9 protein-coding genes are annotated in these 15,451 nt (G+C 72.2%); 8 read left to right on the top strand and 1 reads right to left on the bottom strand.

The genetic code is table 11. From position 1 onward, the window contains the following. Positions 1-87 precede the first annotated feature (87 nt). Positions 88-1,347, top strand: a complete 1,260-nt coding sequence (locus ACSTA4_RS10650) for a S8 family serine peptidase (RefSeq protein WP_444963384.1) — start codon at positions 88-90, stop codon at positions 1,345-1,347. Positions 1,348-1,440: 93 nt separating this feature from the next. On the opposite strand, the gene eccCa is transcribed toward ACSTA4_RS10650, so the two are convergent. After that, entirely contained in the window at positions 1,441-5,403 is a 3,963-nt protein-coding gene (gene eccCa / locus ACSTA4_RS10645) for a type VII secretion protein EccCa (RefSeq protein ID WP_444963383.1), read from the bottom strand. Between the two features lie 212 nt (positions 5,404-5,615). Here eccCa and eccD point away from each other — a divergent pair, with 212 nt between their 5' ends. The 7 genes from eccD (at position 5,616) to ACSTA4_RS10610 (ending at position 15,445) form a co-directional block, all read left to right on the top strand. Then, on the top strand, positions 5,616-7,034 hold the full coding sequence (gene eccD / locus ACSTA4_RS10640) for a type VII secretion integral membrane protein EccD (RefSeq protein WP_248774497.1): 1,419 nt from the start codon (positions 5,616-5,618) through the stop codon (positions 7,032-7,034). Position 7,035: 1 nt separating this feature from the next. Continuing rightward, positions 7,036-8,481, top strand: a complete 1,446-nt coding sequence (gene eccB, locus ACSTA4_RS10635) for a type VII secretion protein EccB (RefSeq protein WP_444963382.1) — start codon at positions 7,036-7,038, stop codon at positions 8,479-8,481. A gap of 22 nt (positions 8,482-8,503) precedes the next feature. Then, complete coding sequence (locus ACSTA4_RS10630) at positions 8,504-8,827, top strand: hypothetical protein (RefSeq protein ID WP_248774495.1); 324 nt, start codon at positions 8,504-8,506, stop codon at positions 8,825-8,827. 60 nt (positions 8,828-8,887) lie between these two features. Beyond that, a complete protein-coding gene (locus ACSTA4_RS10625; protein ID WP_444963381.1) occupies positions 8,888-9,190 on the top strand; it encodes a WXG100 family type VII secretion target in 303 nt (100 codons plus the stop codon). A 139-nt stretch (positions 9,191-9,329) separates the two neighbouring features. Then, complete coding sequence (locus ACSTA4_RS10620) at positions 9,330-11,873, top strand: AAA family ATPase (RefSeq protein WP_444963380.1); 2,544 nt, start codon at positions 9,330-9,332, stop codon at positions 11,871-11,873. Positions 11,874-11,904: 31 nt separating this feature from the next. Then, positions 11,905-15,207, top strand: a complete 3,303-nt coding sequence (locus ACSTA4_RS10615; protein WP_444963379.1) for a hypothetical protein — start codon at positions 11,905-11,907, stop codon at positions 15,205-15,207. Then, a complete protein-coding gene (locus tag ACSTA4_RS10610; RefSeq protein WP_071621734.1) occupies positions 15,107-15,445 on the top strand; it encodes a YbaB/EbfC family nucleoid-associated protein in 339 nt (112 codons plus the stop codon). Before ACSTA4_RS10615 ends, ACSTA4_RS10610 begins: the two co-directional genes overlap by 101 nt. The last annotated feature ends 6 nt before the right edge of the window (positions 15,446-15,451 follow it).

Here is a 15,451-nt window from a genome sequence, read left to right as displayed (position 1 = left end):
CGCACGGGAGGACGCCACCGCCCCGGCCGCACCGCCGGGCGCCAAGCGCCCCCAGGACACCCCCAGAGAGTCTGGAGCACACGTCAGGTGACCGCACACACCGATCCGGGGACCGCCCGGTCCCGGCGCCGCCGCACCGCCGCCGCGGCGCTGGCCCTCGGGCTCCTCGCCCCCCTCCCGGCTGCTCCGGCGGCGGCCGAGGCCCCCCGGGACCCCGTCTCGCTCGCGCAGGTCCACCCCTTCAAGGCCGACAACCAGCCGTGCGCGGCCACCGGCGGGGACGTCGTGGAGCAGAGGCCCTGGACGCACCACTTCCTGGGCCTGTCGCGGGCCCACGACCTGAGCACCGGCGAGGGGGTGGGCGTGGCGCTGCTGGCCCCGGAGGTGGACGGCGGCGTCCCCGCGCTGGCCGACGCCGTGGAGGGAGGGCAGTCCGCCGACTGCCTGGGGTTCGGCACGTCGCTGGCCGGAGTGGTCGCCGCCCGGTCCGTGGAGGGCAGCGGCCTGGTCGGGGTGGCTCCGGACTCGGCGGTGACGGCAGTGGCCACCGGCAGCCCGCAGACCGGCCTGGCCTCGGCCCAGGAGATCGCCGCCGGGATCGGGAGCGCGGTGGACGCGGGGGCCCGCGTGGTCCTGGTGGGCACCGGCACGTGGGAGGCGTCTTCAGCCCTGGAGTCGGCGGTGGCCGCCGCCGAGGAGGCCGGCGCCGTGGTCGTGGCCCCCGCGACGGTCCCCACCTCCCGGGGGCCGCTGCCGGGCCAGCCCGCCCAGCACGCGTCGGTGCTGAGCGTGGCCGCGCACGACGTGGAGGGCCTGCCCGTGGCCCAGGGTCCGCTGGTCCTGCCCAGCGGGGACCTGGCCCGCGTGGACCTGACCGCGCCGGGCGACCGGGTGGTGGGGACCGGCCCGGGCGACGGCCACGTGGCCACGGCGGGCGACGGCGTGGCCGCGGCCTTCGTCGCGGGGACCGCGGCCCTGCTCATGGCGCGGGAGCCGGACCTGAGCGCCGAACAGGTGCGCGAGCGGCTGACCACCACGGCCTACGCGTCGCCGCGGGGGGACGCGGACCCGCTGTCGGGGCACGGCAGGGTGGACCCGCTGGCGGCGATGGCCATCGCCCCGGGCGGCGCCCCCGCCGGAGTGGTGGGCGAGGGGTTCGTCCCCGACCCCTCCCCCGAGGGCTCGGTGGACGCGCCGTCCACGGCGGTCGTGGTGTCCGTCGGGCTCCTGCTCATCGTGCTGTGCGTCCTGGGCGGAGCGGTGTTCAAGCTCGGACGCGCGCGCGGGTGGCGACCCGCCGCCGCGGGCGAGCCGGTGCCCATGCGCTCCGACGAACCGGTGCGCTGACACCGGACCGACGCGGAAGGGGGCGTCCGGCGCACCGGACGCCCCCCAACCCGTTCGGGGGCCCGCCCGCGCGGCGCGGGCGGGCCCGGCGTATCACTCCTCGGCGCCCTCGGCGATGGCCAACTGCACCTCGATCGGGTCGCGGCGCGCGATCCACAGGGCGCGTCCCGCGGGCATCGTCCTCGCCCGGACACTGCCGAACATCATGCCCTCCGAGGGCGGGGCGGACAGCAGGATGCTGGGCGTGTTGGAGTCGATGAGCGTCCGGATGACGGGGTCGCTGGAGGCCCGGCTGAAACCGCCCGCGGCGTGCACGAGGACCACGTGCAGGCCGATCTCCGCGCCCTGGCCGAGCATCGGCAGGAGCGGGGCCAGCGGGCTGGGCCCGCTTCCGGAGACCATCTCGAAGTCGTCGATGAGGATGAACAGTTCGGGACCGGTCCACCAGTCGCGCTTGCGAATGCGGTCGGGGGTGATGTCGGGCCCGGGCAGGCGCGCCTTCATGGCCTGCGCGGCGGCGGCCATCATCTCCTTGACGTTCTCGCCCGACACCGCGTAGCCCAGCTGCATCTCCTTGGGGACCGCGTCGTAGAGCTGGCGGCGCTGGTCGGCCAGCACGACCCGGGCGGTGGTGGGGCCGTAGTGGCTGCGGATCGCGTTGGTGATGTGGCGCAGCAGCGTGGTCTTGCCCGTCTCGGTGTCACCGACCACGAGCATGTGCGGGGTGACGCCGAAGTCGTGCCAGAACGGCTGCATCCGGCGGCTCTCCAGGCCCATCGGCACCTTGAGGCCGTTGGCCTTGGTGAGTTCGGACCCGGGCAGCTCACGGGCGTGCAGGATCGCGGGCAGGGTGCGCACCGCCGGGGCGGAGGGCCCGTCCCAGGCCGCGCGCACGCGGTTGACGATTTCGTTCATGCCCTCGGACAGGGTGACCGAGTCGGCGTGGCCGTCGGCGCGGGGCAGACCGGTGAGGAAGTGGTGCTTGGTGTCGGTGATGCCGCGTCCGGGCACGCGGGGCACGGTCTGCGCGGCGCGCATGTGGACCATGGAGTCCACGGGGTCGCCCATCCGCAGCTCGAAGCGGGTGCCCATCAGGTCGCGGACGCCGGTGTGGAAGTCGGCCCAGCGCGGGGAGGCGACCACGACGTGCACGCCGTAGTTGAGGCCGCGCTGCACGATCTGGACGATGGAGCCCACCAGGTCCGCGTAGTCCTGGCGGATGGTGCCCCAGCCGTCGATGACGAGGAAGACGTCGCCGTGGGGCTGGTCGGCGAACTCCCCGGCGGCGCGGCGCCTGCGGTAGGTGCCCATGGAGTCGATGCCGTTCTCGGCGAAGAAGACCTCACGCTTGGTGAGGATCTCGTTCATCTCCATGATGGTGCGGGTGATGCGCCGCTCGTCGGTGCGCGTGACGACACTGCCCATGTGCGGCAGGTCCTTGAGCGAGGTGAGCACGCCGCCGCCGCAGTCGATCCCGTAGAACTGGGCCTGGGCGGGGGTGTTGCACACCGCCAGGGTGAGGATGAGCGAGGCCAGCATGGTGCTCTTGCCGCTCTGGGGGCCGCCCGCGATGCCGACGTGTCCCCCGGCTCCGGACAGGTCCGCGACCAGGGGCAGGCGCTTGTGCTCGAAGGGGCGGTCGATGATCCCCAGCGGCACGCGCAGGACCGTCTCCTTCCTCCAGGCCAGGCCGCCCTCGGGCAGGCGGGTGCCGACCATGGCGAGCAGCTCGTCCACCAGCAGCGGCACCTCCAGCGGGGGCAGCCACACCTCGCGGGCCGCGGGGCCGAGGTCGTCCATCCGCGCCAGCGCGGTCGCCAGGAGGGACTCGCTGGTCTCCTCCTCCTGGACCTCGGGCTCCTCGGGTTCGGGGGCGGCTGCGGCCACGGCGGTGTCGGCGAAGAGCACCACCTCGCCGCCGACCGTGCTCCTGCGGGTGGCGCGGCGCTTGACGCGGTAGGGCCCGGAGACGTAGGCGGCCTTGAACCGGGTGAGGGTCTCGGTGTCGGTCTTGAGGTAGCCGTTGCCCGGGGCGGAGGGGAGCTGGTGGGCGTCGGGCACGCCGAGCACGCCGCGGCTCTCGATGGCGGAGAAGGTGCGCAGCGCGATCCGGTAGGACAGGTGGCCCTCCAGCTGGTGCATGCGGCCCTCGTCCAGGCGCTGGGAGGCCAGCAGCAGGTGGACGCCGAGGCTGCGGCCCAGGCGGCCGATCATGACGAACAGGTCCATGAAGTCGCGGTGGGCGGCCAGCAGCTCGCTGAACTCGTCGACGACCACGAACAGCGTGGGCATCGGCTCCATGTCGGGGTTGGTCTCGCGGGCCCTCTCGTACTCCAGCGCGGAGCTGAAGTTGCCCGCCGCGCGCAGCTGTTCCTGGCGGCGGACCAGCTCGCCGTGCAGGGCGTCCTGCATGCGCTCGACCAGGATGGCCTCGTCGGCGAGGTTGGTGATGAGCGCGGAGGTGTGCTGGAGCTTGTCGAGGCCGATGAAGGTCGCGCCGCCCTTGAAGTCGACGAGCACGAAGTTGAGGGTCTCGGGCGAGTGGGTCAGGGCCAGGCCGAGCACCAGCGTGCGCAGCAGCTCGCTCTTGCCCGAACCGGTGGCGCCGATGAGCATGCCGTGCGGGCCCATGCCGCCCAGCGCGGACTCCTTGAGGTCCAGCTCCAGCGGCGCGCCGTCGGAGTTCATGCCGATGGGCACGCGCAGCCGGTCCTTCTCGTGCAGCTCGCTCCACATGCGCTCGCTGTCGTGCCGGTGCAGGTCGGGGATGCCCAGGAGCGTGGTCAGCTCGAAGTCGGTGGTGAGCGGCTCGGTGACCTCGACGACCATGCCGATCCGGTAGGGCGAGAGCAGGCGGCCCAGGGAGGTGGCGCGGGGCAGGCTCAGGGTGTCGGGACGGCCCAGCACCTCCTCGGTGTCGCGGCCGCTGTTGTCGCGGGAGAGCATCACCAGGCGCTCGGTCTCCACCCGCAGGGCCAGGGTGTAGGGGTCGTCCTCGGGCGGCATCGGGTCGGCGACGTCGATGACGACGGCGTTGCGGTAGCCGCCGCCCAGCATGCGCGACCCCGGGGGGATGCGCCCGCCGTCCACGACGACGACGGTGAAGGGCTCCTCGCGGCTGGGGGCGGCGGTGGGGTCGAAGCGGGGCCGGTCGGCCAGGTCCGGGATGAGCTGTTCGAGCTCCATCGCGTCCGTGCACAGCAGCCGGGCCTGGCCCGCGCCGTCGCGGGCGGTGGGGTGCTGGCTGTGCGGCAGCCACTTGGTCCACGACCACAGGGGCCGGGACTCCTCGGAGCAGCACACGGCCACGCGCAGCTCGTCGTGGGCGTGGAAGACGGTGAGCTGGCCGACGAGGGCGCGGACCAGGGCCCGGCTGGTGTCCAGGTCGCCGCGCATGGTGATGCGGGAGTAGCCGCGCAGGTAGATCTGGACCGGCTGGTCCTCGACGGTGCCGTAGGCGCGGATGAAGCGGCGCAGCGCGTGGGCGCTGAGGGGTTCGAGGTCCTCCACCGGTTTGGAGGAGACCGGGGAGATGGTCATGGACAGCGCCTGTTCGCCCACGGCCATGCGCGCCTCGGCGAAGTCGTCGTCGGTCCCCCTGCGCTCCCACAGCCGGGAGGTCCGCACGATCGACCACAGGGCGTCGGGGTGGGGCGCCCGCCAGAGCATCGCGTCGCGCTGCTCGGTGACCACGCTCCGCAGACGGGTGCGCATCTGTTTGAGGTAGCGCAGGTAGTCCCGGCGGTCGTCGTTGAGCTGGCGTCGGCGCTCCAGCATGCTGCGCAGGTACTGGCCGCCGAGCATGACCACGGCGCCCACGAGCATCATGCCGCCCGCCAGATAGGGCATGATGCTGCTGCCGTCACCCATCCTGCCGGGGCGGACGATCATCATGAGCATCGCCATCGACGTCAGGGCCATCGGCAGGTAGGTGAACACCGACGAAACGTTGGCCTGCGGTTCGGGCAGCTCCGGGGGCTCCTGGAGGCTGACCTCGCCCGAGGGCAGGTCCGGCCCGGGGCGCCGCGGGGGGCGCCGGACGAGGATCGTACTCACGGGGCGGGGTCCTCCCTTGCAGGGAACAACGGGGAACGGTCCGAAAGTCGGGACCGGAACGGGGCCGTACCGGCCGTCCGGAACCGAAGACTGACAGCAGAACACTACTGTTGCCAACTAAAGTGACAGACACCAAAATTTAAAACAACACACCTCCAAAATGGGTCGCCGGAGTGTTACCGTCACTTCCACCCCTGTCACGACCCCGCCTCATGATGGGCCCCCACCGGATGAACGATGTCGCCTCCCCGGACCTGTGCCGACTGCTGATCCGCGCCCCCGCGCGCTCCTTCGAGATCGCAGCGCCCACCGAGGTCCCCCTCTCAGAGATCCTGCCCACCCTGGTGCTCTACGCCGAGGGTGACAACGGCGAGGACCTGGACGAGAGCGGACTGGAGCACGACGGCTGGGTCCTCCAACAACTGGGCGACGAGCCCCTGGAGGAGGACGAGACCCTCCGCTCCCTCGGGCTCTGCCACGGAGAGACCCTCTACCTGCGCCCCCGCCGCGACCAGCTGCCGCCGGTGCACTTCGACGACCTGACCGACGGCGTCGCGACCGGTATGGGCGAGCGCGCCGACCGGTGGCGCCCCGAGGCCACCCGCGTCCTGCTCCAGGCGCTGGGCCTGGTCGTGCTGTTCACCGGCCTGGCGGTCCTGGTCAGCGGCGGCCCCGGCCTGCTGACCGCCGTGTCCGCCGCGTGCTCCTCCGTCCTCATGCTGCTGTCGGCCTGGGCGGCCTCGCGCGCCATGGGCGACCTGGCCGCCGCCACCGGCCTGGCCGCGGCGGCCACCCTGTACATGGCGGTGGCCGGAGCCTCCGTGCCCTCGGGCGACCCCGGCACCGCGCTGACCGGGGCCCGGGTCCTGACCGGCGCGGTGACCGCCGCCGGGGCCAGCGTGCTCGGTCTGGCGGCCGTGGCGGGATCGGTGCCCTTCTTCGCGGGCCTGTTCACCGCCGAGGTGCTCTGCGCGCTGGGCGCGCTGTCCCTGATGTTCATCCCCGGCGCCACGGTCCCGGCCGTGGCGGCGCTGACGGCGCTCATCGCGCTGCTGCTGGGCACGTTCGCCCCCCAGCTGGCCTTCCGCCTCTCCGGCCTCAAACTGCCGCCGCTGCCCTCCAACCCCGACCAGCTCCAGGAGGGCATCGACCCCTACCCCGCGCGCGGGGTCCTGGACCGCGCCGCGCTGGCCGACCGTTTCCAGACCGCCCTGTACGCCTCCACCGGCGCCGTCCTGACGGTCTGCCTGGTCGTACTCGCCGCCTCCCCCGGCTGGGTGCCGATCACGCTGTGCGTGATCGTGTCGCTGGTGATGCTGCTCCAGTCGCGCGGCCTGGCCAGCGCCTGGCAGCGTTCCTTCGTGGTCGCGCCGCCCTGGATCGGGCTGACCGCGCTGGTCCTGGTCCTGGTGTGGACGGCCGACCCCCTACCCCGCACCCTCGCCATGGTGGGCCTGTTCGCCGCCTCCGCGATCCTGGCGGTGGTGTCGTGGAACCTGCCGGGCACGCGGCCGCTGCCCCACTGGGGCCGGGCCGCCGAGATCATCCAGTCGCTGCTGACTGTGGCCATCGTGCCCCTGGTCCTGGCGATCTTCGGCGTGTTCTCGCTCCTGCGCGGAATCGGCGGCTGACATGCAGTCACGTCGCGACAGGGTGATGGCCCACAACTTCACGGTGGGCCGCCTGGGCACGGCCATGCTGGAGGGCGACCCCGACGCGGTCGACGCCCCCATGCGCCGCACCCGCACCGGCACCTACATCGGCATCGCCATCGGAGCGGTGCTGTGCGTCGGCTTCCTCGTGTTCGGCCTGATCTTCCCCGGAGGCGCCACCAGCTGGCGCCAGGAGGGGCGGCTGATCGTGGACCGCGACACCGGGGCCTCCTACCTGTACTCGGCGGGGACGCTGCGCCCCGTGGCCAACGGCGCCTCCGCCCGCCTGGTCCAGGGCGCCGACGCCGCCGTGAGCCTGGTCTCGGCCGACTCACTGGAGGGCGTGCCCGTGGGCGGCCCCGTCGGCATCGCGGGCGCGCCCGACGCCCTGCCGACCACCGAGGGGCTGGAGCAGTCGGTCTGGCGGGTGTGCGCGCTGCCGCCCGAGGGCGAGGAGGACGAGCGGGGCCGCACCGCCCTCGTGGTCGGCACGGCCCCCGCCCCGAACCCGCCCTCCGCCGAACAGGCGGTCCTGGTCTCCGGCCCCGACGGCGCACCGCACCTGCTGTGGAACGGCACCCGCCTGCGCCTGGACGAGGAGGGCGGCGCCGTCCAGGCCCTGGGCTACGGCACGAGCGACGCCCCGCCCGTCACCTCCGCCTTCCTCAACACCGTGCCCACCGGCCCGGACCTGACCGCGCCCGGGGTCCCGGGCGCCGGTGAGGACGCGGGCGAGATGGCGGGCGAGCCCCGGCGCGTGGGGCAGGTGTTCGCGGTCTCCACCCCCGGGCAGGAGGACCAGCACTACCTGCTCACCCGGGACGGCCTGGTGCCGCTCTCCGTGACGCACGCGCTGCTGCTGCTGGCCGACCCCGACGTCTCGGGCGCCGCCTACCCCGACGCCCCCGCCGAGGCGCTGCCGCTGCCCGCGGGCGAGGCGCACAGCCGGCTCTCCGACGGCCAGGGGCCGCGCGAGGAGCGCCACCCCGCCGCCCCGCCGGAACTGGTGGGCGCCGGCGCGGGCGTGCCGTGCCTGCGGCTGGCCCCCGACGGCTCCCTGTCGGTGAGCATGGACGACCCCGCCGGGGTGGAGGCGTGGCCCGTGCAGGAGCGGCCCGGCATCGCCCCGGGGTGCCCGACCCCCGACCTGGTCGGCATCGCCTCCGGCCGGGGCTCGCTCGCCGCCGCCCAGCCCGTGGGCGGCGGAGGCAGCGCCACCACCCACTACCTCGTCACCGACAGCGCGGCCAAGTACCCGGTGCTGGACGAGACCGCCCTGACCTCACTCGGCTACCAGACGGCCCAGGCCGTCCCGGTCCCGACCTCCCTGCTGCGGCTGCTGCCCTCCGGGCCGGTGCTCGACCCGGAGGCGGCCGCCCTCCCGCTGGCGCCCTCGCCGATGGCCGAGGACGCCGGATGCCCCTGATGGAACCGACGAAGGAGATCCCATGGCGCAGATGACACAGACTACGGACGATGGCGAACGGCTTGCGCAGGAGGCGATGATGAACGCCCACGCCAAGTGCAACGAGGTCTACACCCAGGTGGACGCTGCGCGTGACAAGCTGCGCGCCTCCTGGCAGGGCGCGGCCTCCAACAGCTACAGCGAGGCGGTCGTCGGCTGGCTGGAGGAGCTTCGGCTCATCACCAACGACATGAACCAGATGATCGGCACCTTCGGCGGCACCGTCCAGGCCATGCACAGCACGGAGGACGCCAACATCATCTCCGGTTCGCGGTGGATGGAAGCGCTCAACACGAATACGAACTAGCCCGGCTGAGGCCGGACCACCGCGCCCACACCTACCCGTCCCTTTCCGGAAGGCGAGACCATGAGCATCAACGGTTTCAGCGTCACCTACGCCCACGTCAACGACGTCACCGAGGACCTGCGCGCCCAGACCGTGAAGGTGCAGCAGCAGATCGAGGACCTCAACACCACGATGCAGTCCCTCAAGACACAGCTCGAGGGCGCCATGTTCACGGAGTACGAGAAGAAGTACGCGTCCTGGCAGCTCAACGTCGAGGACATGAACACCCTGCTGAAGGAAGCCGAGAGAGCGCTGATCCAGATCAGCGACCAGTACGAATCCACTGACAGCCGCGAGGCCATGAACTGGCAGGCGCTGCTCTAGTCCGCTCCCCTCCCCCCGGGGCGGGCGGCCCACCACTCCCCTCGCGGCCGCCCGCCCCACCTCGCCCCACCCCATCCCCCGCCACCCCCGACACAACCCAGACGAACTGCCGCCCTACGGGCGGTGAGGAGGTCCTGACGTGGAGTCCCCCCTCTTCGACTTCCGTGCTGCCCTTTCCGGGGAGGAGCCGGATCCGACCGAGACCGAGGAGGCCACCCTCCAGGAGCAGAACGCCAGCACGAACCGGTCGGAGTCCACCCCGATCAGCGTGGACCTGACCAGCGGCCTGCTCATGCTCCGGCACGCCGGCTCCTCGGTCGAGGTGGACACGGCCACCCGGGAGGCGGTGCTCGACCCGGGCGACTCCGAGGTGAGCGTCGGCGACGACGGCGTGATGCTGTTCGGCACGCAGCAGGCCGGGGACACCGGTTCCCCGCACGTGCTCGCCGACCAGGGGGTCGCGCGGGTCGTCACGGTGTCCGCGCCCGAGTCCGGGGACGTCTCCGGCCAGGAGTCCCACACGGAGAGCCGGTTCGAACCCGTGGACCCGGGGACACCGGCGCTCCCGGCCGAACCGGCGGTCAGGTCCGTCGGGGTGCCCGCCAACGCGGAGCCGGTCCCCGAGGGCGAGACCACGGAGCCCGTGCCGCTGGAGCCCATGCTCCTCGCGGAGCCCGCCCAGCGCCTGGAACCGATGCAGCCGTTGGAGCCGGCGATCCCCGCGGAACCGGCGATCCTCGCGGAGCCCGCCCAGCGCGTGGAGGCGATGGAACCTCTGGTGGGTACGGAGGCCGAGCAGGATGAGCTGCTGGAGCCGCTGTCCCCCGTGAACACCGAGAACACGAAGGTGGTCTCCGGTGTGGAGCCCATCTCCGCCGACGCCGACGACCCCGCCTTCGGCGAGACCGGCTCCGAGATCCCCGGGGCTCCGGTCGTGACCCTGGACCCCGAGACGGGGGTCACCACCGTCGAGGCGGGCGAGCTGAAGTTCGTCCTGGACTCGGACGCGGGCACGATCAGCATCGAGCCCGGGGACAGGAACGTGCCCCTCGACCCCGAGGCGGCGCCGGTCACCGTCGAGGCAGGACACCTGGGCCTGACCATCGACCCGGTCGAGGGCACCGTCGGGATCGAGACGAGCGGTTCCGGTGACGGCGGGGAGAACCTGCCGACCACGATCGAGATCGGCGACCTGAAGCTCACCCTGGACCCCGAGACGGGCGAGGTCTCCCTCGACCCCGGCAGCGGGGACGTGGAGGTCGATCCCGAGACCGGCCTGATCACCGTGTCCGAGGACCTCGACGGCGAGGAGGAGGGCACCGGCGACGAGGACAGCGACGACCGTCCCGGTGGAGACAGGCCCGGCCAGGAGGACACCTCCGACCACGACCGCCCCGGCGGAGACAGCCCCGGCGGAGAAGAGGACGGGGCCTCCGAGAACGACCACTCCACAGGCGACGGACCCGGCATACCCGGCCAAGAGGACACCTCCGACCACGACCACACCGGCGGAGACGGGCCCGGTCAGGAGGACACCTCCGGCCAGGACCGCCCCGGCGGAGACAGGCCCGGCGAGCCCGACGAGCAGGACTCCCCCGAACACGTGGAGAGCCACCGCCCCGGCGCGAACGACCCGAGCGGTGGCGGGACTCCGGGCGTGCCCGCGGGCACCACCCCGCCCCCGGTCGCGGCGGGGACCCACCGGGACGAACACATCACCGGCGAAGACGACGACTCCGGCAACGCCGGGGACGACACCGAGCACGAACGCCTGCTCCCGGGCCCGGGCGCCACCGGGGACGACAGCGGTCCCGAGCACACGGAGACGGGCCAGGACGAGACGTCTACGGACGACCCCGCCCCCGGCGAGGAACCGGTACCGATGGAACCGGCCGTCTCGTTCAAGCCTGTGGTCGAGGACACCTCCGAAACGCCCGGCGAGGAGACCGGGGGCGGCGAGGACGTTGCCGGGAGCGGCGGTGAAGAGGGGTCCGGCGACGAGGAGGACACCGCCGGGGACGAAGAGGACACCGAGGGCGACGACGAAGAGGAACCCGGCGACGAGGAGGACACCGCCGGGGACGAAGAAGACACCGAGGGCGACGACGAAGAGGGCGACGAGGACGGCGAGGGAGACGGCGAAGAGGACGGCGAGGAGGACGGCGAGGACGGCGAGGACACCGACACCGGGGGCACCGGAGGTGGTGACGAGGGCGCGGGCTCCGGCAGCGGTGACAAGGGCACCAAGATCGATCTCGACCGGATCAAGGATTTCCGCTCGAAGGTCGTGGAGCCCCTCCAGAGGGACCTCAACATCCTGGTCACCGAACTCTCCGTGTACGAAGGGGTGGCCGAAAGCGGTTACCAGAGGCTCGGAGACCCCGGCATCCTCGAAGAGGCCGGGCGGCTCACGAGCAAGATCGACAGTTCGATGGGCGGGATCTACGACTTCGTCTACGGCCTGAACCAGGAACTGATCGAGATCGACCGCAGGCTCTCGGAGAACCTCATCGTCTTCGCCAACCTGGAGGACGAGCAGAACCTCACCGCCCAGGAAGTCCAGAACCTGATCTATTCGAGCCAGAGCGGTTCGGGTGGCTTCGGCGGCTCGGGCGGCTCGGGCGGCTCCGGAAGCGGTCCCGGTAACGGTAACGGTCAGGACGAGGACAGCAGCGAAGCCTAGTACGGAAACGCGATCCGCAGGGGGAGGGACCATGCCAGAACCAGAGATCAAGTACGAAGACCTGCCGGACAAGCCGCTGCACGAGCTCATGAACATCTTCGCCGGCGGCGACGGCGACTACAAACCGATGGAGAGCATCGACACGGTCACCAAGGACCCCTGGGTCGCGGACGGGCGTTACCACTTCCATGAAACGAGCGGGATCGGCGGCTTCTCCTGGAACTACGGCGGCCACGAGATGGACCGCTGGTGGAGTTACAGGGAGTACTACACGGCGTACTCGACCGGGTACGGCGGCGGCAGCTATCCCTATGAGACCTACGGCATCGACTACGCCGGCTACACCATGCAGAAGCACCTGTGGGGCGAGGAGACCCTCAGCGACGGCAAGGAGGATCTGCACACAGACGACACCCCTCCCCCGCAGGACGGGTTCCGACAGCAACTAAGCAACCTGGCGCACCTCGCCGACTACGGGAACAACCAGCTGACCTCCGAGAACTGGGACCTCACCCGGTTGCAGAACACCATCGACAGCCTGGGCACGCTCCACGAGACGCTGACCCCCTACATCGACGGTGAGGGCGGCAGCCTCAACAAGCTCTGGCAGGAGATCGACGTCCCGGACGGAGCCATGCAGGGCTCGGCCGCCGCGGCGTACAAGTACCGCCTCCAGGACATGGCGTACCGGATGACCTCCGTGCACATGGAGCTCCCCGAGTTCAAGGCGGAGCTGGAGCGGGTCAAGACGGTTCTGACGTTCGCCACCGCCGTCCTCGCCTACACGGTGGACCAGGCCCTCAACTCCAGGGGAGGGCGCGTCCAGGAGGTACTCGACGACTGGTACTTCTACACCTCCGCGGGGACGGAGGAGTTCGACCCGGACCGGGACCAGTTCCGGGTCACGATCGCCTACCCCGAGGAGACCGGCGGGGACAAACTGACCGGTATCCCCGGCGACCCGCCGACCCAGGACAACATCAACAACGTGCTCTACCAGAGGTTCCGCAACCACTACGAGGGCGTCTACGAGGCCGCCAACCACGTGCGCGACCTCATGGCGCACACCTACACGCGGGCGCACGCCGCCGTGCCGGTCATCGTGGACCCCGCTCCGCTCCCGCCGCCGACCCCCGAGACCGGTGGCGGCGGCGACGGGCCCGGCGGCGAGAACCCCTTCGGGGACTGGGACAACCCCTTCGGGGACTGGGAGATCGACAATCCCTTCGGGGACTGGGAGATCGACAACCCCTTCGGCGACTGGGACAACGAGGGAGGCGGTCCGCCCCCGCCGCCGCCCCCGCCCCCGCCGCCGCCTCCGCAGCTCCCCTACAACGGCCCCGGAACCGGCGAGCGCGGTCCCGGGAACGAAGAGTTCCTGCCTCCGCCGCCGCCTCCGCCGAACCTCGGGCTCAACGGGCCCGGCACAGGCAACCCCGAGGGCTTGGGCGGCCCGCCGCCTCCCACCCCGGACCTGGGCCTCAACGGCCCCGGTCTCGATCAGCTGGGCAACAACAGCCTCGTGCCCCCGCCTCCCCCCAACGACCTGGGCCTCAACGGCCCCGGCTTCGGCCAGGGGGCCAACAACGGTTCCTTCACACCCCCGCCGCCGCCGAACGACCTGGGCCTCAACGGCCCCGGCTTCGGCAGCGGTAGCGGAAACGACCCCGGCATGAACGGGCCCTTCATCCCGCCGCCCCCGCCTCCGAACCTCGGCCTCAACGGCCCGGGAAGCGGTCGCGGCCCTGGGGGCTACAACGGTTCCCTGGAGCGCGACCCGGCCACCGGACTCCCGATCAACCCCGAGACCGGCGAACCCTTCCCCGTCGACCCCGAAACCGGACTGCCCTACAACCCCGACACCGGGCTGCCCATCAACTACGACCCCGAGACCGGCCGGGCCCTGCCCATCGATCCCGTCACCGGCGAACCCGTCCCCATCGGGGAAAGGGGCAGCTCCCTGGAGTTCGACCCGGCCACCGGACTCCCGATCAACCCCGAGACCGGCGAACCCTTCCCCGTCGACCCCGAAACCGGACTGCCCTACAACCCCGACACCGGGCTGCCCATCAACTACGACCCCGAGACCGGGCAGGCCCTGCCCATCGACCCCGTCACCGGGCTGCCCATCAACTACGACCCCCAGACCGGGCAGGCCCTGCCCATCGACCCCGTCACCGGCGAACCCGTCCCCATCGGGGAGAGGGGCAGCTCCCTGGAGTTCGACCCGGCCACCGGACTCCCGATCAACCCCGAGACCGGCGAACCCTTCCCCGTCGACCCCGAAACCGGACTGCCCTACAACCCCGAGACCGAACTCCCCATCAACTACGACCCCGAGACCGGGCAGGCCCTGCCCATCGACCCCGTCACCGGCCAGCCGGTCGGCATCGACCCGGTCACCGGGCTGCCGACCGACTACGACTACGAGATACCGGCTCCCCCGCCCGACCTCGGCCTCAACGGACCCGGCACCTCCGACGACTACGACTACGGGCTGCGGCCGCCGCCGATGCCGGAGGACCTGGGCCTCAACGGCCCGGGGACGGGCAGCGACGTACCGATCAACCCGATCACCGGCGAGCCCTACGTCATCGACCCCATGACCGGTCGGCCCTACCCGATCAACCCCGAGACCGGGGAGCCGATCACGAGCAACTACACGGGCTCGGGACAGGAGCCCCCGGACGTCCTGCCGCCGCCGCTGGCCCCCGACGACCGCGGCCTCAACTACGGCGGCCTCAGCCCCAGCCCCTACTCCAGCGACGGCCCCGGCGCTCCGGACAGCTCCGACCGCTCCTCCCTGTTCGCCAACCCCGACGGCACCCAGTACCCGGCGGGCGGCCCCCAGGGGGCCGCCGGCGGCCCGGGCGCCCCCGGCACCGCGGGTGGGCTCGGCGGCGTGGGAGGCCTGGGCGGCCAGCCCGGCGCGGGCACCGGCGGCGCCGGAACCGGAGCCGGCGGCATGGGGGGCATGGGCGGCATGCCGATGATGCCCCCCATGATGGGCGGCATGGGCGGCGGTATGGGCGGTGGCGGCGGCGACAACAACCGCGACCGCCAGCGCTCCACCTGGCTCTCCGAGGACGAGAAGGTCTGGGGAACCACGGCCGACGCGCAGAGATCCGCACTGGGACGCCCCGTGCCCGGTCAGAGCAAGAAGGGAGCCACCCGGCATGAGTTCGCAGATGCAACGCCAGATGGAAGAGGAACTGGCACAGCTTCACAAGACGATGGGCCTGCTGGCGGACGCAAGCGCAAACCTGGAGGCGGCAACCGAAGAGGTCGTGGCCAAGAACAGGCTCGTGGGCGCGAAGGTGAACGCGACGGGTGAGCTGGTCGAGCTGAAGTTCCACACCCAGGCCTACCGGGACATGGCCCCCACCGAGCTGGCCGCCGCCATCACCGAGGTGGTCAACAAGGCGCGGAGCCAGATGGCCGAGCGCGTCTCGAAGGCCTACAGCCCCTTCATGCCCGACGTGACGAGCGCGGAGGAGGTCATGAGCGGCGAGCTGGACCCGCTCAAGCTGCTCGACCGGCTGGGCATCCCCTCCGAGAACCCGCGGCACTAGGCGTCC

The organism is Nocardiopsis sp. M1B1, assembly GCF_052466615.1.
The sequence above is the reverse complement of the archived record's forward strand: the minus strand, read 5'-3'. Positions and strand labels throughout refer to the sequence as shown.